The organism is Alistipes sp. dk3624 (genome assembly GCF_009557455.1).
In the GTDB taxonomy this organism is placed as follows: Bacteria; Bacteroidota; Bacteroidia; order Bacteroidales; family Rikenellaceae; genus Alistipes_A; species Alistipes_A hominis.
The window spans coordinates 1,518,159-1,541,976 of the sequence record NZ_CP045651.1 but is presented as its reverse complement, the minus strand read 5'-3'; the positions used below and the strand labels follow the sequence as shown (position 1 = coordinate 1,541,976).

General features: G+C 56.8%; 21 protein-coding genes. 12 read left to right on the top strand and 9 right to left on the bottom strand.

Features of this window, described 5'->3' with window-relative positions; translation table 11 throughout:
- Positions 1-167: 167 nt before the first annotated feature.
- The 8 genes from GFH31_RS06480 to GFH31_RS06445 form a co-directional block, all read right to left on the bottom strand.
- Positions 168-2,093, bottom strand: coding sequence for a glycoside hydrolase family 127 protein (locus GFH31_RS06480; RefSeq protein ID WP_172970716.1), 1,926 nt, complete (start codon positions 2,091-2,093; stop codon positions 168-170).
- Between the two features lie 104 nt (positions 2,094-2,197).
- Positions 2,198-3,223, bottom strand: coding sequence for a homoserine O-acetyltransferase family protein (gene metX / locus GFH31_RS06475; RefSeq protein ID WP_101573471.1), 1,026 nt, complete (start codon positions 3,221-3,223; stop codon positions 2,198-2,200).
- A gap of 282 nt (positions 3,224-3,505) precedes the next feature.
- Positions 3,506-4,525, bottom strand: coding sequence for a vWA domain-containing protein (locus tag GFH31_RS06470; protein WP_118457883.1), 1,020 nt, complete (start codon positions 4,523-4,525; stop codon positions 3,506-3,508).
- Between the two features lie 12 nt (positions 4,526-4,537).
- On the bottom strand, positions 4,538-5,533 hold the full coding sequence (locus tag GFH31_RS06465; RefSeq protein WP_118457881.1) for a vWA domain-containing protein: 996 nt from the start codon (positions 5,531-5,533) through the stop codon (positions 4,538-4,540).
- A 43-nt stretch (positions 5,534-5,576) separates the two neighbouring features.
- Positions 5,577-6,341 (bottom strand): tetratricopeptide repeat protein, encoded by a 765-nt coding sequence (locus GFH31_RS06460; RefSeq protein ID WP_118457879.1) that lies wholly within the window; start codon positions 6,339-6,341, stop codon positions 5,577-5,579.
- Positions 6,338-7,348, bottom strand: a complete 1,011-nt coding sequence (locus tag GFH31_RS06455) for a hypothetical protein (RefSeq protein ID WP_101573467.1) — start codon at positions 7,346-7,348, stop codon at positions 6,338-6,340. The genes GFH31_RS06460 and GFH31_RS06455 overlap by 4 nt, the downstream gene beginning before the upstream one ends.
- 23 nt (positions 7,349-7,371) lie before the next feature.
- Positions 7,372-8,253 carry a DUF58 domain-containing protein gene (locus GFH31_RS06450; RefSeq protein ID WP_101573465.1) on the bottom strand — a complete coding sequence of 294 codons (882 nt, stop codon included), beginning with the start codon at positions 8,251-8,253 and terminating at the stop codon, positions 7,372-7,374.
- A 13-nt stretch (positions 8,254-8,266) separates the two neighbouring features.
- On the bottom strand, positions 8,267-9,265 hold the full coding sequence (locus GFH31_RS06445) for an AAA family ATPase (RefSeq protein ID WP_055203198.1): 999 nt from the start codon (positions 9,263-9,265) through the stop codon (positions 8,267-8,269).
- Between the two features lie 246 nt (positions 9,266-9,511).
- Between GFH31_RS06445 and GFH31_RS06440 the strand changes: the two genes are divergently transcribed.
- From GFH31_RS06440 to GFH31_RS06390, 12 genes are all read left to right on the top strand, one after another.
- A complete protein-coding gene (locus GFH31_RS06440; RefSeq protein WP_118657233.1) occupies positions 9,512-12,001 on the top strand; it encodes an ATP-dependent helicase in 2,490 nt (829 codons plus the stop codon).
- 113 nt (positions 12,002-12,114) lie between these two features.
- The gene (locus GFH31_RS06435; RefSeq protein WP_055203200.1) at positions 12,115-12,486 is read left to right on the top strand and encodes a CidA/LrgA family protein; all 372 of its coding nucleotides are present in this window, start codon (positions 12,115-12,117) and stop codon (positions 12,484-12,486) included.
- A complete protein-coding gene (locus GFH31_RS06430) occupies positions 12,470-13,159 on the top strand; it encodes an LrgB family protein (RefSeq protein ID WP_101573660.1) in 690 nt (229 codons plus the stop codon). Before GFH31_RS06435 ends, GFH31_RS06430 begins: the two co-directional genes overlap by 17 nt.
- A gap of 58 nt (positions 13,160-13,217) precedes the next feature.
- On the top strand, positions 13,218-13,859 hold the full coding sequence (gene nth / locus GFH31_RS06425) for an endonuclease III (RefSeq protein ID WP_055203202.1): 642 nt from the start codon (positions 13,218-13,220) through the stop codon (positions 13,857-13,859).
- A gap of 109 nt (positions 13,860-13,968) precedes the next feature.
- Positions 13,969-15,426 (top strand): S41 family peptidase, encoded by a 1,458-nt coding sequence (locus GFH31_RS06420; RefSeq protein WP_153497643.1) that lies wholly within the window; start codon positions 13,969-13,971, stop codon positions 15,424-15,426.
- 16 nt (positions 15,427-15,442) lie between these two features.
- Positions 15,443-16,468 carry a DHH family phosphoesterase gene (locus tag GFH31_RS06415; protein WP_055203206.1) on the top strand — a complete coding sequence of 342 codons (1,026 nt, stop codon included), beginning with the start codon at positions 15,443-15,445 and terminating at the stop codon, positions 16,466-16,468.
- A gap of 105 nt (positions 16,469-16,573) precedes the next feature.
- Positions 16,574-16,822: a hypothetical protein gene (locus GFH31_RS12810; RefSeq protein ID WP_055203208.1), complete on the top strand. Its 249-nt coding sequence runs from the start codon at positions 16,574-16,576 to the stop codon at positions 16,820-16,822.
- Positions 16,823-16,851: 29 nt separating this feature from the next.
- Entirely contained in the window at positions 16,852-17,397 is a 546-nt protein-coding gene (locus tag GFH31_RS06410) for a PH domain-containing protein (protein ID WP_055203209.1), read from the top strand.
- A 140-nt stretch (positions 17,398-17,537) separates the two neighbouring features.
- A complete protein-coding gene (locus GFH31_RS06405; protein WP_101573459.1) occupies positions 17,538-19,781 on the top strand; it encodes an aconitate hydratase in 2,244 nt (747 codons plus the stop codon).
- Positions 19,782-19,983: 202 nt separating this feature from the next.
- Complete coding sequence (rplS, locus tag GFH31_RS06400) at positions 19,984-20,346, top strand: 50S ribosomal protein L19 (RefSeq protein ID WP_055203213.1); 363 nt, start codon at positions 19,984-19,986, stop codon at positions 20,344-20,346.
- Between the two features lie 211 nt (positions 20,347-20,557).
- On the top strand, positions 20,558-21,493 hold the full coding sequence (locus GFH31_RS06395) for a sensor histidine kinase (protein ID WP_055203215.1): 936 nt from the start codon (positions 20,558-20,560) through the stop codon (positions 21,491-21,493).
- 12 nt (positions 21,494-21,505) lie between these two features.
- On the top strand, positions 21,506-22,159 hold the full coding sequence (locus GFH31_RS06390; RefSeq protein ID WP_101573658.1) for a response regulator: 654 nt from the start codon (positions 21,506-21,508) through the stop codon (positions 22,157-22,159).
- Between the two features lie 63 nt (positions 22,160-22,222).
- On the opposite strand, the gene GFH31_RS06385 is transcribed toward GFH31_RS06390, so the two are convergent.
- Positions 22,223-23,770, bottom strand: a complete 1,548-nt coding sequence (locus GFH31_RS06385) for a hypothetical protein (RefSeq protein ID WP_055203218.1) — start codon at positions 23,768-23,770, stop codon at positions 22,223-22,225.
- Between the last annotated feature and the right edge of the window lie 48 nt (positions 23,771-23,818).

Genomic DNA, 23,818 nt, shown 5'->3' with positions numbered 1-23,818 from the left:
TGAATACGAATCAGGCGACGGAATTTCAGAGTTTCCCGTCGCCTGATTCGTTTCCGTATGTCGTCCGGACAGACTGGAGCGTCTTGCCGGGAGGATCGTGCGTTCGATTGGAAAACACATGAACGCGTTCGTCCGTGTATCTCCGCTTTTTGGATGAATCCGGCCGTCTATTCCGTTTTTACCGGCAGCCAGGTGCATATTTGGGCTCCCTCCCATCCGTTGACCGAGGCGTAGTCGGTCATCCGGATCTCGCCGTCGGCGGTCGGAACCGCAAACTCTATTCGTGTGGTCGGCAGGGTCGGGTTCACTTTTCTGATTTTGACGATTCCGTTTTCGTCGGCGATTATCCGTACCGGCTTGTCGTAATCGGGATCGATGTTCTGGTCGCGGGCCAGTACGATCGGGCCCCAGACGACCGCCTGGAAATTATCTCCTTTGCGGTTGCTGCCGTGCGGCGCGTCGATGACGCGGCAGGTCATGTCGAAAGCGACCTCGATGCGGTCGCCGGCCTGCCATTTGCGCGTCAATTCGGCGTAGGTGCCCGGCGCGACTTCCTGCGTCTTTCCGTTCACTTTGACGACGGTATTCGCGCTCCAGGAAGGAATGCGCAATTTCAGGGTGAATTCTTCTTTCTTTTCGGGCGTGACTTCGATGATCACGTTGCCGGTCAGCGGGAAATCCGTTTCGAGGGAGAGTTTCAGCGGGCGTTTACGGGGCGTCGTCATGTCGATTTCGCTCGCATTGTACAGATTGACGATCGGCCCCCGATCGTCTTCCATAACGGCTACGTACGGAATGTAGGCCAGTCCCATCGGACCGTTGAGGTTGCAACAGGTGACGTAAAAATCGCCGAAATGCCAACCCCAGCCGTAATTGACGACCTTGTTGCCGTTCAGCAGATTCACGTAGCTGAACCCGTCGCCCGAAGGTTTCATCGCCCCGAGCAGGCCGTTATAGACGTATTTTTCGATCTCGTCCACGGGCGAGGGATCGCCGGTCAGGCGCATGATCTGGGAGCAGAATTTCAGCCAGGTTACCCCCACGCAGGTCTCCATCATGCGGGTGATGTCGGGGTTGGTTTGTTCGAAAGCGGTGTTGCCCCACGCCTCCCCGGCGACGTAGGGGTGGTAGGGCTGATCGGCCCCGGCGTTGCCGATGATGGTGATTTCGTTTTTCCGGATGTTGTCGTACAGGTTCATGAATGCTTGTTTGCAGCGCTCGTCGCCCGTTGCCCGGTAGTATTCTACGACCCCTTCGAACATCGACATCATTTCGTACGCCTTGGGGTAATGGCCGCTCATCTTGTAAGGGAGAGTGTTGTCGCAGGCTTGCTGGATCAGATCGAAATGCTTGGTTCCGCCCGATTCGACGATGTACGAGGCGAAGTCCAGGTACCGTTGCTCGCCGGTCCAGTTGTACAGCCGCATGAAGGGTTCCAGCAGCGTGCTGGATTCGATGTGGCACGCTTCGTGGCCGATGTTGGTGGCGCTCCAGCCCAGATCGACGATTTCCGTCTTGGGCGCATGTCCTATTTGCGCGATGAGGCAGTCGGCGTGTTTTTTCAACGCCTCCAGTACGGCGGGGTTCTGTTCGACCCAGCGATAGTATTCATCCAGTCCGAGCATGACGTACTTGCGCTCCCACAGGTCGCCGTTCTCCCCGCCGGGCTGCTGCTCTTCGGGCGTACAGCTGATACTGCCGTTGGGATTCTGTACCGAAAGCAGGTCTTCGACCGTCGCCTTCAGGATGCTTTTGAGTTCCGGGTCCTGGGTGTATCGGTAAAACATGCAGCCCGAGCGCACCGCTTTGCCCCACATTTCGCCGAGGGCGAATTGGGGCGCAGCCTGGGAACGGAAAAATTCCACGAATTCGCGGTAGGGCAGTTCGCCTTTGTTCCAATGTTCGATCGAGTTCCGGATGTCGTTTTCGAGAAAATTGGTCAGCCGGACGGCGCCTGCCGGAAGCGGCGCGAACCGGTCCGTAACGGTTTGCGCCGATACGAAAAGTCCCGTTCCCAGTAGTACGGAGAGGGTGCAGATGCCTGTTTTCGCAATGCGGCGGGCCGGAATCCGGCAAAAAGTAGAAAGTTTCATATCAGTTTGGTTAAATATTTTAGGTATTCCGATTTGATCCGGGTTGCGGCAATATCGAAAAAAAAATGCCGAAAAGCAACATTCCCGGTGAAAATAACGGGATGTTACCGGGCCGTCGGCGTACCGATGAACGGTTTGAGCAGCGCGTTCAGCTTGTCGTATTCGACCAGGAACCCGTCGTGGCCGAACGGCGAGTCGATCAGCCGTAGCTGGCATTGCGGGATGTGACGGTACAGGAAGACCTGTTCCGAGACGGGAAAGATCATGTCCGACGAAATTCCCACGACCATCGTCGGGCTCGCGACCGATCCGAGCGCGCTTTCGATGCCGCCGCGGTAGCGTCCGACGTTGTGCGAGTCGAAAGCCTGCGTCAGGCGGTAGTAGGAGTAGGCGTCGAAACGGCGGCACAGTTTGTCACCCTGGTATTGCTGGTAGGTCGTCGCCCGGAATCCGGCTATTTTGTACAGGTTGTCGTTTTCCTGCTGCGTGGCGTTGTAAGCCGACGAACCGCGGTAGCTGAGCAGACCGATCGACCGGGAAACCCGCATACCCTTTTTCCCGGCTTCAGGGTCTTCCTGTCCGAAACTGGCGTCCGTTTCGATGGCCATGCGCTGCGATTCGTTGAAAGCGATGGCCCACGGCTGGCTGCGGGCCGCCGTTGCGATCAATACCAGTTTTCGGGCGAAGTTCGGTCGCGTCAGCGCCATTTCGAGGGCCTGGAATCCGCCGATCGAACTGCCGACGACGGCGTGAGCCGATGCGATGCCGAGGTGGTCGGCCAGCAGAAAATGGGCGTTGACCATGTCGCGTACCGTGATGAAGGGGAATGTGCCGTAGTACGGCTTCCCGGTCGCGGGATCGATGCTCAACGGACCGGTCGATCCGTAATGCGAGCCGATGATGTTCGCGCAGACGATGAAATAACGCTTCGGGTCGAGAAACCGGCCCTGTTCGACCGTATGCGGCCACCAGTCGGCTACGTCCGAGTTGGCTGTCAGCGCGTGGCAGACCCAGACCGCGTTGTTCCCTTTGAACGTTCCGAACGTGTGGTAGGCGATGGTCAGCTCGGGAAGCTTCTCTCCGTTTTCGAGCGCGAAAGGTTGGTCGTATTTGAAGTAGCGTACCGGCATCTGTCGTCGGGTTTAGTTTTCTGAATAAAATCGAATATTCTGCAAATTTACTTGATTTTCCATGAGATTCATGTGCGCCCGCGAAAAAAATCGCCTAAAAAGTAATTTTATACATTTTTGTCCGGGTTGTTTGGTATGTCGATATTCTGAATCGGATACAGTGCCCGGGAAGCGGATTTTGGAAGACGGGAGAAACCGAAAAGCCGGCGAAAATCCTTTCGAATTTTGCCGGCTTTACCGACGGATCGACCGTCCAGGAAAAATAATGCTTCCCGGAGGGCTTTATTGTTTTCGGAAAATATTCAAGCGGCTCAGGATACGGCTTTTCCGTTCGAGCATGACGAATTCGATCAGTAGCAGCAGCAGTCCGATTCCGATCAGGTATTGGTATTGTTCGTTGAAATCTTCGAAAACGCTGGACGATAGTTGTTTTTTCTCGACTTCGTTGATCTTCTTGACGATTTCGTCGAGTCCGAGGCTGCGGTTCGTGGCGCGGATGTAAGCGCCTCCGGTCGACAGGGCGATCTGTTCGAGCGTCGCTTCGTCGAGTTTCGATACGACCATGTTTCCTTTTTCGTCCTTGATGAAATTCCCGTCGATCGGGATCGGGGCGCCTTCCGGACTTCCGATGCCGATCGTATAGATCTTGATCCCCTTTTCGGCGGCGGCCTTTGCTGCGGCAATGGCGTCGTCTTCGTGGTTCTCGCCGTCCGAGATGATGACGATGACGCGGCTGCCGTCGCTACCCGACGAAAACGATTGGGACGCCAGGTCGATGGCCGCGCCGATGGCCGTTCCCTGTCTCGAAACCATGGTAGGGGAGATGTTGTTCGCAAACGTGCGGGCGATGACGTAATCGGAGGTGATCGGAAGCTGCATATAGGCATCGCCGGCGAATACGATCAGTCCGATTTTATCCTGATGAAGCTGTTCGATCAGCCGGTCGATCGCGAATTTGGTGCGTTCGAGTCGATTCGGTTCGAAATCCTGCGCCAACATGCTGTTCGATACGTCGACCGCCAGCATCATTTCGATCCCCGTGCGCGTGACCTCTTTCAGCTTGGAACCGAACTGCGGTCGCGCCAGGCCGATGACGATGAAGACCAGCGCCAGCGCGAAGATCGTGAACTTGGTGCGTACCCGTTTCGGAGAGGCCTCCGGCATCAGTCCCCGGATGGTTTCCGGGTCGCCGAAGCGTTCCAACGCCCGTCGCCGGACGCGTACCGAGTACCAGTAGACGCCGATCAGCACGGGGACGAGGATCAGCAGGTAGAAATATTCGGGTGTTGCAAATCTGAACATAGTCGTACGGTTTTACGGAATCTGGCGCAGCCACAGTTTACGGATCAACATTTCGCAAACCAGCAACGCGAGCGCGGCCAGCGCGAAAAGGGCGAACCGTTCGTAATAACGGGTGACGTTTTCCACCTCCACGCGGCTTTTTTCCATTTGGTTGATCTCTTCGTAGATGTCGCGCAGTTTGTTGTTGTCGGTCGCCCGGAAATATTTGCCGCCCGTTTTTTCGGCGATTTGGGTCAGCATTTTTTCGTCGATCTCGACTTTCATCGGTACGTAGCTGATGTTGCCCCACATGTCGAGCGCCGGGTATGGAGCCGTCCCTTCGCTGCCGACGCCGATCGTGTAGACACGGATGCCGAGCGTTTGGGCGATATCGGCCGCGGTCAGCGGAGCGATCTGCCCGCTGTTGTTGACGCCGTCCGTGAGCAGGATCACCACCTTGCTTTTGGCCGAGCTCTCGCGCAGCCGGTTGACCGCTGTGCCGAGCCCGTTGCCGATTGCCGTGCCGTCTTCGATGATGCCGCTTTTGACGGTGCCGAGGATATTGACCAGCGAGGCTTTGTCGGTGGTCAGCGGACTCTGCGTAAAGCTTTCGCCGGCGAATACCACCAGGCCGATCCGGTCGTTCGGACGGTCCATGATGAAATTGGCGGCCATCTCTTTCGCGGCCGAGATCCGGTCGGGCTGGAAATCCCTTGCCAGCATACTGCCGGAGATGTCGAGCGCCAGCACGATGTCGATCCCCTCGGTCGAGCTGCTGGTGTTTTTCGATGTGCTTTGCGGGCGGGCCAGCGCCACGATCAGCAGCGCCGTCGCCAGGCATCTCAGAACGAACGGCAGGTGCTGCAGGTAGTATTTGAGCCCGTGCGGAAGCCGCCGTACGCCGGCTACGGTCGATATCCGCATCGTAGCCTTCCCCTGCCGCATCCGGTAGATGTAATAGGCGACCATCGGCAGCAGCAGCAGCAACAGCCATAATAATTTGGGATTCGCGAATTTTGTTATGTCCACCACGTCGATTGCTGATTTAAACAGATTTTTTCACCGGACGGCCCTACCAGTTTTTTCCCGAGTTTCCGACGGTCACCGCCTTCTTTTCGTCCACTTTCTTCTTTGTCTTGTCCTCGCTGCCCTGGACGGCGTCGAGCATCCGCTCGGCTTCTTCGCGGCTCATGCCCCCCTGCGGCGGTTGCTGTCCGCCGGACGGAGGCTGCTGATCCTGTTTGTCGGGATCGTTGCCGTTTTGATTATTATCCGGATTGTCTTTGTTTCGGTCTTTATCCGGATTTTGGTTCGGATCGTTTTTATCGTTTTTATTTTGGTCGTTCCGGTTGTCCTTGTTCTGGTCTTTGTTTTGATCGTTCTTGTTCTGATCGTTTTTGTCTTTGTCGAGCAGTTTTTTTGTGTAGGCGTAGTTGAACTTTGCTTCCATGTCGGCCGGATTCAACCGCAGCGAGTTTTTGTACGCTTCGAGGGCTTCCTGCAGTTTGCGCTGCTGGAACAGGGCGTTTCCCTGGTTGAAATAGGCCGAAGCCGCGTTGTCCAGACGGGCCGAGTCGGCAGCCAGTTGTTCGTTCAGTCCGGCCGCTTCGTCGTAACGTTTCTGTTTGTACAGCGCGTCGGCCAGGTTGAAGTTCGCTTCGTAGGAATCGGGCTGTTTTTCCAGCGCTTTGCGGTAGGAGATCTCGGCTTCGGAGTACTCCGCTTTCCCGTAAAATTTGTTGCCCGAACGGATGTCGCGGCGTTCGGGGTATTTCTGTCCCGCCGCCGTCCCGGCCGCCAATAGCAGCAGACAGGTTATGATCGTATGGCGTATCATGCGTCGTCCTCCTTCTTTTCCTCGGTTTTGATCGGTTCGATCTCGGCGGCGGGCTGTTCCACCTCGACCGCTTTGGTCTCTTCGATGAAATAGTAAGCGTCCGTGTAGACCGTTTCGTTCTGATCCGCATCCGGTGTGAATTTGGCGAATTTTACGAAATCGGCGGTGATCAGGATGTCTTTGAGCCGCTTGATCGATTTCTCCGGTAAGGATTCGCGGATCATCCTGTCCAAGATCTCTTGCGAAGTCATTTCCAGCGCTTTGACCGGGTAACGGGTGCTCAGGTATTCGCGCAGGATGTCGGTGATGCCGGTGTAATAGGCTTTTTGTTTCCCGCTTTGCCATAGTTTCTGCGAGTGCAGTTTTTCGAGCTGCCGGATCGCCGTTACGTGCGGCGGTTCGGCCGGGACGCGTTTGCCGCCGGACTGCCGTTTGCCGCGGAACCGTTTGACGAGCAGGAAGACGACCAGGGCGATCAGCGCGGCCCCGAGCAGACCCGTCAGCAAGTAGCCGCCGTATTCGCCGAACCGGACGGGAACTTCGAGCGGGAGCTTGACGTCGTGGATCGTCTGCGTGGCCGTGTCGACCGACAGCGTATTGACGAAAATCCGCAGCGAATCCATCGACCACAACGTGTCGATTATGTTTTTATTGATGTAAAGCACCGGGAACTTTCCGATACGGTAGTCGGCCTCTTCGAAACAGGTCAGCAAGTAGGATTTTTTCAGCGTAATCCGGCGTCCGTCGGTTTTCAACGTATCGACGGGTCCTTCGGCGAGTATTTCGATGTCGGTCGAATCGCCGCCCAGATGTCCTCTGTCGAAAACGGGGAATTCGACGACCTCCATCACGTCCTTGTCGACCTCGATGTCGAGCCGGAACTGGTCGCCGATCAACACCGAGTCGGCCGAGAACCGCGCCTCGACGGACGGCGTTTTCGGTTGTGCGGACAGCGAACCTGCGATCAGCAGCAGAGCTACGGTGAATATTTTTTTAACGTAAAACATACGGTTTGTCAGCTTGGCGCCGGTTACCGGCGTTTAAAGAGTTTCATCAATGACGTGACATAGTCTTCTCCCGTCGCGATCTTCACGTTGTCGACCCGGCAGCGTTTCAACGACGAATCGATCAGCGCGCTGGTCTGTTCCCAGTTACGGGCGTAGGCGTCGCGGACGGCGCGCGAAGCCGTGTCGACCCACACTTTTTCGCCCGTCTCGGCGTCTTTCAGTTCGAGGATTCCCACATCCGGAAGCTGCTGTTCGCGGCGGTCGTAGACCCGGATTCCGACCATGTCGTGTTTGCCGGAGGCGATTTTCAGCGCGTCTTCGAACCGGGCGTGACCGTCGGCCGTGTCCATGAAGTCGGACAGTACGAAGGCCGTCGAACGTTTTTTCAGGATATTGGTCAGGTAGCGCAGCCCTTCGGAAATGTCCGTGCCGTTATTCTCGGGCATGAAGCTGATCAACTCCTTGATGATCATCAACACGTGCGCGCGGCCCTTTTTCGGCGGGATGAACTTTTCGACGCGGTCGCTGAAGAAGATGCAGCCCACCTTGTCGTTGTTCTGCGCGGCGGAAAAGGCCAGCACGGCGGCGATCTCGGTGATCGTGTTTTTCTTGAGCTTTTCGGTCGTGCCGAACATGCGCGAACCGCTGACGTCGATCAACAGCATCATCGTCAGCTCGCGCTCTTCCTCGTAGATCTTGATGTGCGGCTGGCGGCTGCGGGCGGTGACGTTCCAGTCGATATCGCGGACGTCGTCGCCCACGCGGTATTCGCGCACTTCGCTGAAGGCCATACCGCGCCCTTTGAAAGCGCTGTGGTATTTGCCGGCGAAGATATCGTTGCTCAGCCCCCGCGTCTTGATCTCGATCCTGCGGACCTGTTTGAGAATATCGCTGCTGCTCTCCATGACGGTTTACGGACTAAGGTACTTCGACGTTGTTGAGGATTTCGGTGACGATCTCTTCGGTGGAGACGTTTTCGGCCTCAGCTTCGTAGGTCAGTCCGATACGGTGCCGCAGCACGTCGTGGCATACGGCGCGCACGTCCTCGGGGATCACGTAGCCGCGCCGCTTGATGAAGGCGTAGCTTTTGGCCGCCTTCGCCAGCGAAATGCTCGCGCGCGGCGAGCCGCCGTAGCTGATCAGCGAAGCGAGCCTCGCCATGTTGTATTCAGACGGTTCGCGCGTGGCGAAGATGATGTCTACGATGTATTTCTCGATTTTTTCGTCCATATAGACGTCGCTGACCACCTCGCGGGCTTTCAGAATGTCTTCCGGCGCGATGACCCGGTTCGGTTTGGGCAGCCCGCCGCCCAGCATGTTCAGTCGCATGATGTCGCGTTCTTCTTGTTTCTTCGGATAGGTGATCCGCGCTTTCAGCATGAAACGGTCGACCTGCGCTTCGGGCAACGGGTAGGTGCCTTCCTGTTCGAGCGGGTTCTGCGTGGCCAGTACGAGGAACGGTTCCGGCAGTTTGTAGGTCGTGTCCCCGATGGTAACCTGACGCTCCTGCATTGCTTCGAGCAGCGCGCTCTGCACTTTGGCCGGGGAGCGGTTGATTTCGTCGGCCAGGATGAAGTTGGCGAAGATCGGCCCCTTCTTCACCGAAAACTCTTCGGTCTTCTGGCTGTATATCAGCGTACCGATCAGGTCGGCCGGCAACAGGTCGGGGGTGAACTGGATGCGGCTGAAGTGGGCGTTCACGGCCTGCGCCAGCGTCGTGATGGCCAGCGTCTTGGCCAGTCCCGGGACGCCTTCCAACAGGATGTGGCCGTTCGACAGCAGGCCGATCAGCAGCGTGTCAACCAGGTGTTTCTGGCCGACGATCACCTTGCTCATCTCCAGGTTCAGCGTATCGACGAAGACGCTTTCGCGCTCGATCCGCTCGTTGAGTTCCTTGATATTGATTACTTCACTCATATCTTGAAAAATTACGTATAATCCGTATGCCGTTCTCTGTTTCGGGCATTGATTTAAACGATTGACACGCAAATTTATTGTAAAATTTTTAATTTATGCCCTCTTGTGCCAAATTTCAGACCGTTATCCGTTTCGGCGGTCGTTTGCGCGCCGTCCGCCGGAGGGATTTGCTCTCCGAAGGGACGTTTTTGCGAAAATTTCCGGATTCTAATGCTTACCTTTGCGGCGTTAATAATGTCGATCGTTGTGTCTGAATATATCCAAAAACTGAACGATGCGCAGCGCGAGGCCGTCGTCAACTTCCGGTGTCCGTCGCTGATCGTGGCCGGGGCCGGTTCCGGCAAAACCCGCGTGTTGACCTGCCGCATCGCCTATATGCTCGAACAGGGCGTAGCCCCCGATACGATCCTCGCACTGACTTTCACGAACAAAGCGGCGGCCGAGATGCGCGAACGGATCGGGCAGTTGCTGTCGCCGCAGGCCACTCGCCGGATCTGGATGGGAACGTTCCACTCGCTGTTCTCGCGCATCCTGCGCGCCGAGGCCGACAAGCTGGGCTATCCCTCTTCCTACACGATCTACGACGCGTCGGACGCCCGCAACCTGGTCAAGCAGATCATCCGCGAGATGAATCTCAGCGACGAGACTTACAAGCCCGGCGATATCGCCGCCCGGATCTCGCTGGCGAAGAACAACCTGATCACGCCGGGCGCTTACGAGGCGAACGCTTCGTTGCAGGCCGAAGACCGGGAACGCCGCCGACCGCAGTTCGTCGATATTTATAAACTCTACGTGCAGAAATGCAGGCAGAACGGGGCGATGGATTTCGACGACCTGCTGCTCAATACGAATATCCTGTTCAAAGATTTTCCGGACGTGCTGGCCCGCTACCAGGCGCAGTTCCGCTACATTCTGGTCGATGAGTATCAGGATACCAATTTCGCGCAGTACGTGATTATCCGGCGGTTGGCCGAGCAGCATTCGAACGTCTGCGTCGTCGGCGACGATGCGCAGAGCATCTACTCGTTTCGCGGAGCGAAGATCGAAAACATCCTGCGGTTCCGCAACGACTTTCCGGATGCGCGGATTTTCAAGCTCGAACAGAATTACCGTTCGACGCAGACGATCGTCGATGCGGCGAACAGTATCATCGAAAAAAATACGAAGCAGATCCGCAAACGCTCCTTCTCGACTGCCGAGCAGGGCGAAAAAATCAAGGTGATCAAGGCCTATACCGATAAGGAGGAGGCGATCCTGATTGCCGGCGACATCGCTTCGACGGTGCGAGAAAAGGATCTTTCTTACAGCGAGATAGCGATTCTGTACCGTACCAATGCGCAGTCGCGCTCGCTCGAGGAGTCGCTCCGCGGGCGAAACATTCCCTATAAAATCTACGGCGGCGTGTCGTTCTACCAACGCAAGGAGATCAAGGATTTGCTGGCTTACGTGCGCTTGGTCGTGAACCCGAAAGACGACGAGGCGTTCCGCCGGGTAATCAACACCCCGGCGCGCGGGATCGGCGACGTGACGGTGAACCGGATTGCGGCAGCCGCGGCGGAACGGAATCTGAGCCTGTGGGAAGCGGTCAGCACGCTTTCGTCGGACGATATGGAGATGAAAGGGGCCGCCGGTAAAAAAGTGACCGCTTTTGCGGGGATGATCGGCGAGTTGTCCGGTATGCGGGCCACGGCCGAAGCTTACGAGCTCGGTCTGGAAATCGCCGTCCGTTCCGGAATTATCGGAACCTACAAAATGCAGCAGACCCCGGAAGCGGTCAGCGCGCTGGAAAATATCGAAGAACTGATCAACTCGGTCAGGGCCTATACCGACGAACAAAAGCGGATCGCGGCCGAATCGGGCGACGACGCGCAGGCGCGCGTGACGCTCGACGAATGGCTGCAAAACGTTGCGCTGCTGACCGATATGGACAACGAGAAGCCCGAAGAGCGCAACAAAGTGACGATGATGACGGTGCATGGCGCCAAAGGGCTTGAGTTCGAATACGTGTACGTGGCGGGACTGGAAGAGAACTTGTTCCCGAGCATGATGAGCCTCGGCAACGAGGAGGGGCTCGAAGAGGAGCGCCGGCTGTTTTACGTGGCGTTGACGCGGGCCAAACGGGGAGCGGTGCTCTCGTTCGCCGAGTCGCGTTTTAAATGGGGCGAAATGACTTTTTGCCGGCCCAGCCGTTTTCTCGGCGAGATCGACCCGAAGTTTCTCGACATCCAGTTCGACGCCGACGACCTGTCGGCGCCGGAAGGAGGGAACGACGCTCCGGTGCGGACGGCATACGGCGGCCGGGGCGGTTACCGGAAACAGGAAGCCGGGCGCAAGGATTATACGGGGAACGCCCGGACGTATTATTCCGGCCGGGAGCAGTCCCGCGGGGAACGTTCGTCCGAACGTCCTGCGCAGGGAGGGTTTCGACATGCGGCGGCTCCTGTCCGGGAGATGTCGCCGGTCGTGCCCGACAGCCGTTTCCGCAGCGTGGGCAGCCGCCCGCAGGTCGAACCGGAGCAGCGGATTCCGTCCGCTCCCCGTCCGGCGGAAAGTGCCGGCGCGGGAGACGAGTTCGAGGTCGGAATGTTGGTGCGGCACGACAAATTCGGAACGGGACGCGTGACGCAGGTCGAGGAGTGGTCGGGCGACGTGAAAATTACGGTCGAGTTCGACGGAGCGGGACGGAAAACGCTGCTCCGGCGGTTCGCGAAGTTGACCCCGTTGCGGCGGGGGTGACGGGTCGCGTCCGGCCTGTGCCGGCCGTCGGACGGTATGGAATGGGTAAGGCGGATGAAAGTCGACCGAAAGGTTTCTGCGTATTGTATTTTTATTTAGACTAGTTCCTGAAAATGTACGGTATATTTCTGATTTTGTTGTTTTATCTGCTGGGATGCTTCGTCGCGGCCCTGATCGGGAATTTCGTTCCGGGCAGCGTGATCGGGATGATCCTGCTTTTCTGTGCGCTGTCGCTGAAGTGGGTGCGTCCGGGGCATGTGAAAAAGGTGTCGATGTTCCTGCTCGACAACATGATGTTGTTCTTTATTCCGGTCGGCGTCGGACTGATCACGTCCTACACGTTGCTGAGCCGCTACATGCTGGCCATCATCGTGGCTTCGTTGGTCAGCACGGTGCTGGTGATCGCGGTGGTCGGGCTGGTGGAGCAGAAACTGGAGTCGAAAAAACGGTCTAAAAAAGAAGATGATGATAAAGGAGATCGCTGATTCGCAGGTGTTCCTGCTGACGCTGACCGTCGGCGTTTACATCGGCGCGATGTGGTTGCGCCGCAAGGTCAACTGGGCGCTGTTGCATCCGATTTTCGTTTCGATCGTCGTGCTGATCGCCTTTTTGCGGCTGAGCGGGATCGAATACGAGCATTACATGCGGCAGACGCAGGTGATCGATTTTCTGCTGGGATTGTCGGTCGTCGCGCTCGGGTATATCCTGCACGATCAGATTTACAACATCCGGGGGAACGTGATTTCGATCGTCGTGGCGATCCTGGTCGGCAGCGCCGTGGGGATCGTCAGCGTCGCGTTGATCGCCCGTTGGATGGGGGCCGAGCCTGCCGTAGTCGCTTCGCTCGAACCGAAGTCGGTTACGACGGCGATCGCGCTGTCGGTGTCGGCCAACTCGGGCGGGATTCCGGCCCTGACGTCCGTGGCGGTAATCGTGGTCGGCGTGTTCGGCGGCATCGTCGGGCCGTGGGTGCTCCGCCGGGTCGGCGTCGAAAGCCGGATCGCCAAAGGACTGGCGATGGGCGCGGCGGCTCATGCGCTCGGAACGGCCCGCGCGATGGAACTGGGGGCCGTCGAGGGGGCTATCAGCGGGTTGGCCATCGGGTTGATGGGGCTGGCTACGGCGATCCTCGTTCCGATCCTTGGAAAAATATTGTAACTTTGTCATTGTCATAGAATAATCTATCCGGTTTCGAATTATTTAAAATCGATTTGCCATGAGACTGACTGAACGATACGCCCGAATCCTGGAATGGTTTCAGCAGAATATGCCCGTCGCCGAGAGCGAATTGCGCTACAAAGACCCGTACCAATTGCTGGTGGCGGTCATCCTGTCGGCGCAGTGCACCGACAAACGGGTCAACATGACTACTCCGGCGCTGTTCGAGCGTTTCCCGACCCCGCAACGCATGGCCGAAGCGACGCCCGAGGAGATCTATCCTTATATCAAAAGTATTTCTTATCCGAACAACAAGGCGAAAAACCTGGCCGGCATGGCGCGGATGCTGGTGTCGGAGTTCGGCGGAGAGGTGCCGTCCGACCTCGATCAGTTGCAGCGATTGCCGGGCGTGGGGCGCAAGACGGCCAACGTGATCGGGATCGTCGTTTTCAACGAGGCCGTGATGCCGGTGGACACGCACGTGTTCCGGGTGTCCGACCGGTTGGGGCTGACCACGGGGGCCAAAACGCCGTTGCAGACCGAGCATCAGCTGACGGCGCATATTCCCCCCGAATTGCTCCCGATCGCGCACCACTGGCTGATCCTGCACGGGCGTTACGTATGCCTGGCCCGTAGACCCAAATGCGATCAGTGCGGCCTGACTCCGTGGTGTCGTTATTACGGGCGAAAGGAAAAGTGATTTTTTGCGACGATCTGCCGATAATTTACTATTTTTGTAAAATGCCGGATCAGGCCACCTTCGGGCGGTCGGCGTCCGGGGACGGAATTGTCGGATTAAAACCGGAGTTATGAACGGACTGAAAGGGTGGTTTGCCGTGCTGGCGGGTTTGGCGCTGATATCCTGTGCCAAAGGCCCTTCGGAAGGGGGAGCGTCCGATCCTGCTACGGATGCTGCCGCCAACCGCTGGATCTATTCGCAGATGATCCGGCAGTACCTCTATAACGATTATACGAAGACGATAACTCCCGATTACAACCAGTCGTGCGAAAACTTTTTCACCGGACTGTTGTCCTCGCGTCCGACCGACAACGACGGGAAACATACCGGGACGGATAACTATTTTTACTCGTCTATGGAACGTAGCGGAACGTCGAAAACGGCCGTTTCGGGCAAGGTTGCCACTTACGGGATCGAATACAAGTGCTATTATACCGACTATTCCAGAACGTATGTGGCGGCCCGGGTGCAGTTCGTGGTGAAGGGATCGCCCGCCGATAGAGCCGGAATACGGCGCGGGGACTGGATCTGTCTGGTCGACGGAAAACCGATCGGGTCGAACAACACGTCGGTACTGCGGCGGGGCGGAGCGGTCACACTGTGGGTGGAGCGGATGGAAAAAACGATGCAGGGCGGGTTCGAAATTTATCAAACCGTTTACGAGAAATCTGTTTCGATGGACGCCGCCGAAACGCTGGACGTCTCTCCGGTACTGACCGATACGCTGATCGTACGCGGTTCCCGGCGGATCGGTTATCTCGTATACAACGAATTCCTGTCGGAGCCTGCCGGGGCGTCGGACGGGCGGTACGACGAACAACTCAAAGCGGTATTCGCCGATTTCAAACGACAGCATATCAACGAACTGGTGCTGGATCTTCGTTATAACGGCGGCGGTTACGTCAATACCTGTCGGTTGCTGTGCAGCATGATCGCGCCGCAGAGCGCGCTGGGACAGGTTTTCTGCATCGAACGTTTCAACGACGACCTGCATACGCTGTACGGCGAGACGGTGCTGCGGTTCCTGCCGGAAGGCGAAGTGGACGGCTGCAACCTGAATCTCGCCCGGCTTTATGTGCTGACCGGCCCGTGGACGGCTTCGTCGAGCGAGTTGGTGATCAACAACCTGCGGCCGTATATGCCGGTGAAGGTGGTGGGAACGACGACGGAAGGAAAAAACGTAGGATCGTCGGAGATCCGGTCGAACGTTTACGGGATCGTTTTACGTCCGATTACCGGCCGGGCTTTCAACCGCGATTACGAATCGGATTACGCGGACGGTTTCGATCCCGATTTTCCGGCGGACGACGACGATAATCAGGATCAGATGCTCGAATTGGGCGATCCGGACGAGTTCGTATTGCAGTACGCCCTGGCGGACATAGCCGGTTCGCCCGCCGCCGCGACGTCGAAGGCGGACGACCTGCTGCGCGGGCCTTATACGCCGACGGGCGAACCGCAGCCGGAAGGAAGGATACGGGGGATGATATTTACGGCTCCGGGAGGAACGGACGGGCCGTTCGATTAAAAAAAGAAAAATTTTTATGGTAATTACGGAACAGAAACTGGATCAACTGCGGGAGATATTGGGCGGCGCTCCCAAAAAAATGGCGCTTCTTTCACATACCAATCCGGACGGCGATACGATCGGCGCCGCGCTGGCGTGGCGCGCGTACCTCGAACGTCTGGGGCATACGACGCGCTGCATCGCGCCGAACCGGTACCCTTATTTTCTCGAATGGATGACCGATATCGGGTATATCGGGGTTTTCAAGGAGGATGCGGACGGGGAGATGGCGAAGTTCATCGGCGAGGCGGACGTGATCTTTTGCATGGATTTCAATCAGATCAACCGGCTCGACCGGGTGACCGATACGGCGACGGCCAATACGACGGCCCAGCGCGTACTGATCGACCATCACCTGCATCCGCCGGTGGACGGTTATACGGTGCAGTTTTCCGATACGCACTCCTGTTCGACTTCCTATATCGTCTATCAGCTGATCGAGGCGCTGGCCGGAACCGATGCGATCGACCAGGCGATGGCCGAGGCGCTGTATGTCGGCATCATGACCGATACCGGCAATTTCAGTTTCAGCAACCTGACTTCCGATCTGTTCCGGGCCGTAGCGGTGCTGATCGACCGCGGAGTGAACGTGCCGTACGTCAACAGCAGCGTGTACGACAATTTTTCGGAGGGACGGATGCGGCTGCTCGGGTACATGCTGAACGACAAGATGGTGACCGACTATCGGTACGGCGTGGCGTACGTGTCCCTGACCGAGGAGGAGATGCGGCGCTTCAACTTCATACAGGGCGACAGCGAGGGATTCGTCAATTATCCGCTGTCGATCCGGGGTATCCGCATGTCGGCGATGTTTATCCAGACGAAGCACAGCATCCGGGTGTCGCTCCGTTCGCGGGGCAGCGACGTGGACGTCAACGTGTTCGCGCGCCGTTATTTCGACGGCGGGGGACACCGTAACGCCGCCGGCGGCAAATCGTACGTGTCGATGGACGAAACGCTGAAAAATTTCCATACGTATCTTAAGGAGTATTTCGGGGCGTAGTTTTTTCGTCGGAAAATCGTTTTTTCACATTTGATGTAAAATAAGATCGTCGCCGGAAACGTTCGTAAAACGTATTGGATCGATGACCGAAATAGGTGATTCGTTATGAAAGTGGTTCTGAATTTTCTTTTGTACGCCGCGCTTTTTTTCGTCGTGATTTTCGCGATTACGTACGGGGCGGAAACATGGGCGTTCCACAGCGGCAAGAACATGCAGTCGATGCTGGTCGAATCCGGCGTGGCTGCGGCCGTTTTCGCCGTTTTCCTATGTATGGTAGCCGGCCGGGCCGAACGGGAGAAAGAGCGCAACGACAAAAAAAGGGAGGAACGCAGAAACGCGGCCGGGAAAGGATAATCGCCAGCCGTCTTAGGGAGGAAGTACCGATGGAAAAAAAATATAAATACCGCTACGACCGGCGCTGCCGGCGGATTACGGCGGCCCTGTTGTTGATTCTCGCCGGGCTGTTCGTTTGGTTTCATTTCGTCCTGGGAGGCGATTACCTGCCGGCCTGGGGACTCTTTTTCGTCGTCTGCATCATCACGCTGTACATCCTGTCCATTCCGCGTTACATCCTGCTGGACGACGCGGCGCTCGAGATCCATTGCATCGTCGACCTGACGCGGATTCACATCGAGGATATCGAACTGATCCGGCGGATCGAACGCAGCGAATTCCGCCGGCTGTGGCCGTTGCTCGGCAGCTACGGGTTCTGGGGATATTACGGCTACTATTTCAGCTTCCGGGAGTGGACGCTGTACAAGGTCTATGCGGCGGAGCGGAACAACCTGGTGCTGATCGAGGATATTTACGAGGATACCTACATCGTCAGTTGCGACGACCCGGATGGGCTGATCGCTTTCGTTTCGGAAGCCCGCGACCGGAAACGGGCCGAGATACTCAGGCACACGGCCGGGCAGATCGCGAAATGACCGTTCCGCAGAGCCGATAAATCCGTCGGGAGCGGGGACTCTTTTTGATAAATTGATTATCTTTGCAAAACGGGAGAATTTCCGTTTTGTGTTTTTATGCCCGTATCGAAAAGCAGGGTAATTTAATAAATATAGAGAAAATGGTATTTGACATTGAGTTGATTCGGAAAGTTTACGGCTCGTTCGCCGCCAGGGTGGAGCAGGCCCGGAAAGTGAAAGGAACGTCGCTGACGCTGGCGGAGAAAATCCTCTATGCGCACCTGTACGATGCGTCGGATGCGAAAGCGTTCCGCAGAGGGGTCGATTACGTGAATTTCCGTCCGGATCGCGTGGCGATGCAGGATGCCACGGCGCAGATGGCGCTGTTGCAGTTTATGAACGCCGGCCGCGACCGTTCGGCCGTTCCGGCGTCGGTGCACTGCGACCACCTGATTCAGGCCGACCGGGGGGCCGCTTCCGATGTGTCTACCGCCAACGATTCGAACCGCGAGGTGTACGATTTTCTCAAAAGCGTGGCCAATCGCTACGGGCTCGGTTTCTGGAAAGCCGGGGCCGGTATCATTCATCAGGTCGTGTTGGAAAACTACGCTTTTCCGGGCGGCATGATGATCGGGACGGATTCGCATACGCCGAACGCCGGCGGGCTCGGCATGGTAGCTATCGGCGTCGGCGGGGCCGATGCGGTGGACGTGATGGCAGGGATGCCGTGGGAGCTGAAAATGCCGAAGATCATCGGCGTGAAACTGACCGGGCGGCTCAGCGGCTGGGCTTCGCCGAAAGACGTGATCCTGAAACTGGCCGGGATACTGACCGTCAAGGGCGGAACCAATGCGATTCTGGAATATTTCGGCGACGGGGCGGCTTCGCTGTCTGCGACCGGCAAGGCGACGATCTGCAATATGGGCGCCGAGGTGGGGGCCACCACTTCGCTGTTCGCCTATGACGAGTCGATGGCGCGCTACCTGCGCGCTACCGGACGCGAAGAAGTGGCCGCGCTGGCCGACGGCATAGCCGGTTCGCTGCGCGCCGACGCCGAAACGGCCGCCGAGCCGGAAAAATATTACGACCGGGTGATCGAAATCGACCTGTCGTCGTTGGAACCCTATATCAACGGGCCTTTTACGCCCGATGCCGCGCATACGATCTCCGAATTCGGCGCCTGGGTGCGCGAAAAAGGGATCCCGCAGCGGATGGAAGTCGGCTTGATCGGATCGTGTACGAACTCTTCGTACCAGGATCTGAGCCGCGCCGCTTCGGTGGCGCGTCAAGCGGCCGCCAAAAAGCTGGAGACGAAAGCGAAGCTGCTGATCAATCCGGGTTCGGAGCAGGTGCGCTATACGGCCGAACGCGACGGAATCTTGCAGTCGCTGCTTGAGGCGGGCGGCACCGTGATGGCCAATGCTTGCGGTCCGTGCATCGGGCAGTGGGCGCGGCACGAGCCGGACAACACGCGTCCGAACTCGATCGTGACGTCGTTCAACCGGAACTTTGCGAAGCGGGCCGACGGCAATCCGAATACGCACGCTTTCGTGGCTTCGCCCGAACTGGTGATGGCGCTGACCATCGCCGGCGACCTGACGTTCAATCCGATGAAGGACACGCTGCAAAATGCTGCCGGACAGTCCGTGATGCTCGACGAACCGAAAGGGGACGAGTTGCCCGCCTCCGGGTTCGACGTGAAAGACAACGGGTACGTCGCGCCCGATCCGCACGCTTCCGGCGAGGTGGCGATCGCCGCCGGTTCGAATCGCCTGCAACGGCTGGAGCCTTTTGCCGCGTGGGACGGGAACGACTTTACCGATTTGCGGCTGCTGATCAAGGCGTCCGGCAAGTGCACGACCGACCATATCTCGATGGCGGGGCCGTGGCTGCGCTTCCGGGGACACCTCGAAAACATTTCGGACAACCTGCTGATGGGAGCCGTCAATAAATTCAACGGACAGACCAATTCGGTGCTCAATACGCTGGACGGCAGTTATGACGGCGTGTCGTCTGTGGCCAAAAAGTATAAGGCGAAGGGGATCGGTTCGATCGTCGTGGCCGAGGAGAACTACGGCGAGGGATCGTCGCGCGAACATGCCGCGCTCGAACCGCGCTTCCTGAATGTGAAGGTCGTGCTTGTCAAGTCGTTCGCGCGAATCCATGAAACGAACCTGAAAAAACAGGGTATGCTGGCGCTGACGTTCGCCGATCCGGCCGATTACGACCGCATCCGCGAGGACGACCGGATCGAAGTGACCGGCCTGAAAACGTTTGCGCCGGGCAGCCGGATGACCGTTACGCTGCGCCACAGCGACGGAACGTCCGAGTCGTTCGAAGCCAATCATACTTACAACGAACAGCAAATCAAGTGGTTCAAGGCGGGAGCCGCATTGAACTGCTAACGAATTGCAGCGGTATTTTCCGGCCGGACGGCGCGGATCGTCCGTCCGGAATTCCCTGAAAGTTCGAAAATATCACGGGTTTCGAGTGCAAAATATTGTTTTTTCAACGGAAAGCGTTATCTTTGCCCTCCCAAAGTGCAGGAATCTCTTGCGAGGACGTAGGGGCCCGCAATATTCCCACTATAAATTTAATTGAAAAGAGATGGATAATTTAATCAAGATCGCCCAGGATTCGATGTGGGTGAAGCCGGAAGTTCCCTCGTTCAAAAGCGGCGACACGATTACCGTGACCTACAAGATTGTCGAGGGTAACAAGGAACGTCTCCAGAGTTTCCGCGGCACGGTCATTCAGATCAAGGGCAGCGGTATTACGAAGATGTTCACGATTCGTAAAATTTCGGACGGTATCGGCGTGGAACGTATTTTCCCGGTTTACTCGCCGCATATCGACCGTATCGAGGTGAATAAAGTGGGTGTCGTTCGCCGTGCGCGTATTTACTACCTGCGCGAACTGACCGGTAAAAAAGCTCGTATCAAAGAGAAGAAAAGAGTGGTGGCCAAATAGTCCGGATAGCTTTTCGGATACGAAAGATTCTATACGACGGGGAACCAGCAGGCTGGTTCCCCGTTTTGTCGTTCCCGTCCCCGCCGGGCGGATAGTTGTTTTCGGCAGCCGGGACAGGACGCTTCGCCGGCGGCGGGGACGGTTAATCTGAAAATTTTGTATATTTACAAAATATTCGAACTCCGTTCCACTGTTAAACGGCTATTCTGCAATGGTTAAAGAGATACTGCTGATCATATCCGTCATCCTGCAAATCATTGCGGCGATCGTCGCTATCGGGCTGACGCGCCGTACCAAATACAACCTGTCGTGGATGTTGTTTACGGTCGCGCTGACCTGCATGGCGTTTCTGCGTCTCGGGGAGTACGTTCAGATCACCGATCTGAAGGAGTGGCGGTTGCCGTCGGAGTTCTTTATCTGGACAGGGATCGTTACTTCGCTCTGTTTCGCGGTCGGGATGCTCCTGGTGCAGAAAATTTTCAATTACATCGCCCGTGCCGAGCGTCAGCGGCGGATCAGCGAACGGCGGATACTGAACACCGTGTTGCGTACCGAGGAAAAAGAGCGGCAGCGTTTTTCGAAAGATCTGCACGACGGATTGGGGCCGTTGCTTTCGTCCGCAAAGATGTCTATTTCGGCGCTTTCGTCCGGCGATACGGATGAACGCAACCGCGAGATACTGCGCAATGCCAACTACGTGATCGACGAAGCGATCCGCAGCCTGCGCGAGATCTCGGTCAATCTCAGCCCGCATATCCTGAACGATTTCGGGTTATCGCGGGCGATCTCGAATTTCATCAATAGGCTGCCGCGCGGCGCGATGCGGATCAATTTTTCGACGAACCTGCGGACGGAACGTTTCGATATGGATATCGAAGTGATCCTGTACCGGATCGTGTGCGAGTTGATTAACAACAGCCTGAAACACTCCGGGGCCTCGGTCGCTACCGTTTCGCTGGTTTACGCCGACGGCGTGCTGCGGCTCGATTACCGCGATAACGGATGCGGGTTCGACGTAGCGAAGGTCGAACAGAAAGGAATGGGAATCGCTAACATTCAGTCTCGGGTCAGTTCGCTGAAAGGCGATTTCGCGTTGAAAAGCACGCCCGGCCGCGGAATGAATGCGGTGGTCGAGGTGCATGTGTAAAAAAGGACGGTTATGGAAAGAACTTGTAAAATAGTGTTGGCGGACGATCATACGCTGTTCCGCAACGGACTCAAGACGTTGTTGTCGGGCATCCGGAATTTCGAAGTGACCGGGGAGGCTTCCGACGGTTGCGAGTTGCTCGAACTGCTGGGGCGCGAAACTCCGGACGTCGTGCTGTTGGATATCGAGATGCCGAAAATGAACGGCATTGTGGCCGCCGAAGAAGCGCTGAAACGTTGGCCCGACCTGCGGATTATCACGCTCTCGATGTACGGCGACGAGGATTACTATTTCAAAATGGTGTCGCTCGGCGTGAAAGGTTTTATTCTGAAAAATTCAGAAATCAAGGACGTCGTAGCCGCGATCGAAACGGTGGTCGACGGAGGAAGTTTTTTCTCGCAGGAGCTGTTGTTCAATCTGGTAAGCAACCTCAAATCGACTCCGTCGTCGGTGCCGGAGGATAGTCCCGAACAGCTTTCGCAACGCGAGTCGGAGATCCTGCTGCACATCTGCCGCGGCGAGTCGAACAACGAGATCGCCGATGCGCTGTTTATTTCGAAACGCACTGTCGATAAGCATCGGTCGAATATCCTGGCTAAAACCGGATGCCGGAATACGGCGAACCTGGTCGTCTATGCGATCAAGCACAACCTGGTGGAGATATGAAACGAAACACTCCCGGAACGCGTTACGAACGGTTCCGGGAGTGTCGTATAACGGGGACGGCGTTTAGAACTTGAGTCCCGCCGACAGGGTGATCGTGTTGCGGTTCTGCTTGGTATCGACGGCTCCCGACTGGATGGTGTATTTATCTTTATCGTCGTAGAAATAGAACATCTGGTAGGGAGCGTATTTGTACGCGGTGTAAATATAGGTCGCGTCCAGGTAGAAATTTTGGAAACGGAATCCCAAGCCGGCCGAATAGTTCTCGTAAGAACGGACGTTCGCCTGGTTGATGAAGGCGTCCTTCGTCCGGATGCACTCCCCGTAATTGGCATAGCCGACCCGCACGTAGAAGTTTTTCAGCGGAGTCGCCTCGACGCCCACCCGGAAGTTGTTCGCCGGCTGAAAGAACGACTTGATGTCCTGGTTGAGATCCTGTTCGAATTCCCAGTTGTTTCCGTTCATGTTTCGGATCTTCATGTTGTCGTACCATACCCGTTCGTAATCGGCCGTGATCAGCCCTACGCCCGGGAGCGTGAACGAAATACCCGTGAGCAGCCGCGTGGGGGTGTTGATGTTGTACTGGTTGGGGGCGTACGGGCTCTCCTGCCAGTTTTGCTGGGTGTTGAATTCCGCCGACATGTATTCGGTGTACTCCTCGTTCATGCTGACGTAGGTCGGCGTATGGACGGCCACGCCGATCCGCAGGTTGTCGACCGGACGGAGGATGGCCCCGAACTTGAAATTCACGCCGGTGCCGTCCTGACGCAGCGTCCGGATGTAATTCAGGCGATTCAGCGGCAGCGTATTGTTGCTGTAAGTTTCGCTGTAATTGTTTTCGTTCCGGAAGTAAATATCCTGAATCCCGACCGTAAACCCGAGGTAGAGGATATTCTGGAAGTTGAATCCGCCGGAGATGTCGTATTCGCCGATACTTCCCTTGTTGATGTTGTACAGCGACGGGTTGATCCGCGCGTCTTTCGAAAGGTTGTTCCACGGGGCGTAATAGTTGTCGCCTACCGGGTCGAGCACATAGGTGTTGTAGGCCAGAATTCCACCCCATTGTCCGATAGCGAGGCTCTGGAACGGACTGATCGGGTCTTCGGGAGTCATTCGCAGCGTCGATTCGCTGACTCCGCGGATATCTTCCGCGAATACTTCGGTCATCGACTGTCCGATCCCTTGTCCGTAAGCCGCCGACGTGGTATTGAAATCGGCCAGTTTCGTATAACCTACGCCCAGCGTGAAGCTGGTCAGCGCGCCTGTTCCCTGGTAGAGGTTCAGCGCTGCCCCGACATTGCCCAGCGAAAACCGGGTGCGCGAATAGTCGTTGCTCCGTCCCTGAAAGCCGCTTTCCATGTTACTCCAGGTCAGCGACGGCGATATGCCGACTTCCGATCCCCGGTAGATTCCCAGACCTGCCGGATTGATGTTCATCGAAGAGAGATCCGCGCCGAGCGATGTGAAAGCTCCGCCGAGCGCCGCGCTGCGTGCCGTTCCGAATGAATAGTTGTACTGAGATAGATTCAGTAGGTCGCCCGGAGTCTGGGCGGTCGCCGTTGCGAACGGAAGCGCCGCGATGACGCATAGCGTGACGAATTTGTTTTTTTTCATAATTCGTTCTTTGATTAATTCGATGTTGAGTTTCGTGTTCGAGGTTTG

Excerpts from the sequence above, each read along its gene's own strand:
- GFH31_RS06405 (WP_101573459.1), top strand. The coding sequence starts at position 17,538 with ATGGTATTTGACATTGAGTTGATTCGGAAAGTTTACGGCTCGTTCGCC.
- GFH31_RS06390 (WP_101573658.1), top strand. The coding sequence starts at position 21,506 with ATGGAAAGAACTTGTAAAATAGTGTTGGCGGACGATCATACGCTGTTC.
- GFH31_RS06455 (WP_101573467.1), bottom strand. The coding sequence starts at position 7,348 with ATGTTTTACGTTAAAAAAATATTCACCGTAGCTCTGCTGCTGATCGCA.
- rplS (WP_055203213.1), top strand. The coding sequence starts at position 19,984 with ATGGATAATTTAATCAAGATCGCCCAGGATTCGATGTGGGTGAAGCCG.
- nth (WP_055203202.1), top strand. The coding sequence starts at position 13,218 with ATGAGACTGACTGAACGATACGCCCGAATCCTGGAATGGTTTCAGCAG.
- GFH31_RS06395 (WP_055203215.1), top strand. The coding sequence starts at position 20,558 with ATGGTTAAAGAGATACTGCTGATCATATCCGTCATCCTGCAAATCATT.
- GFH31_RS06460 (WP_118457879.1), bottom strand. The coding sequence starts at position 6,341 with ATGATACGCCATACGATCATAACCTGTCTGCTGCTATTGGCGGCCGGG.
- GFH31_RS06445 (WP_055203198.1), bottom strand. The coding sequence starts at position 9,265 with ATGAGTGAAGTAATCAATATCAAGGAACTCAACGAGCGGATCGAGCGC.
- GFH31_RS06470 (WP_118457883.1), bottom strand. The coding sequence starts at position 4,525 with ATGTTCAGATTTGCAACACCCGAATATTTCTACCTGCTGATCCTCGTC.
- GFH31_RS06385 (WP_055203218.1), bottom strand. The coding sequence starts at position 23,770 with ATGAAAAAAAACAAATTCGTCACGCTATGCGTCATCGCGGCGCTTCCG.
- GFH31_RS06415 (WP_055203206.1), top strand. The coding sequence starts at position 15,443 with ATGGTAATTACGGAACAGAAACTGGATCAACTGCGGGAGATATTGGGC.
- GFH31_RS06450 (WP_101573465.1), bottom strand. The coding sequence starts at position 8,253 with ATGGAGAGCAGCAGCGATATTCTCAAACAGGTCCGCAGGATCGAGATC.
- GFH31_RS06480 (WP_172970716.1), bottom strand. The coding sequence starts at position 2,093 with ATGAAACTTTCTACTTTTTGCCGGATTCCGGCCCGCCGCATTGCGAAA.
- GFH31_RS06435 (WP_055203200.1), top strand. The coding sequence starts at position 12,115 with ATGTACGGTATATTTCTGATTTTGTTGTTTTATCTGCTGGGATGCTTC.
- metX (WP_101573471.1), bottom strand. The coding sequence starts at position 3,223 with ATGCCGGTACGCTACTTCAAATACGACCAACCTTTCGCGCTCGAAAAC.
- GFH31_RS12810 (WP_055203208.1), top strand. The coding sequence starts at position 16,574 with ATGAAAGTGGTTCTGAATTTTCTTTTGTACGCCGCGCTTTTTTTCGTC.
- GFH31_RS06420 (WP_153497643.1), top strand. The coding sequence starts at position 13,969 with ATGAACGGACTGAAAGGGTGGTTTGCCGTGCTGGCGGGTTTGGCGCTG.
- GFH31_RS06410 (WP_055203209.1), top strand. The coding sequence starts at position 16,852 with ATGGAAAAAAAATATAAATACCGCTACGACCGGCGCTGCCGGCGGATT.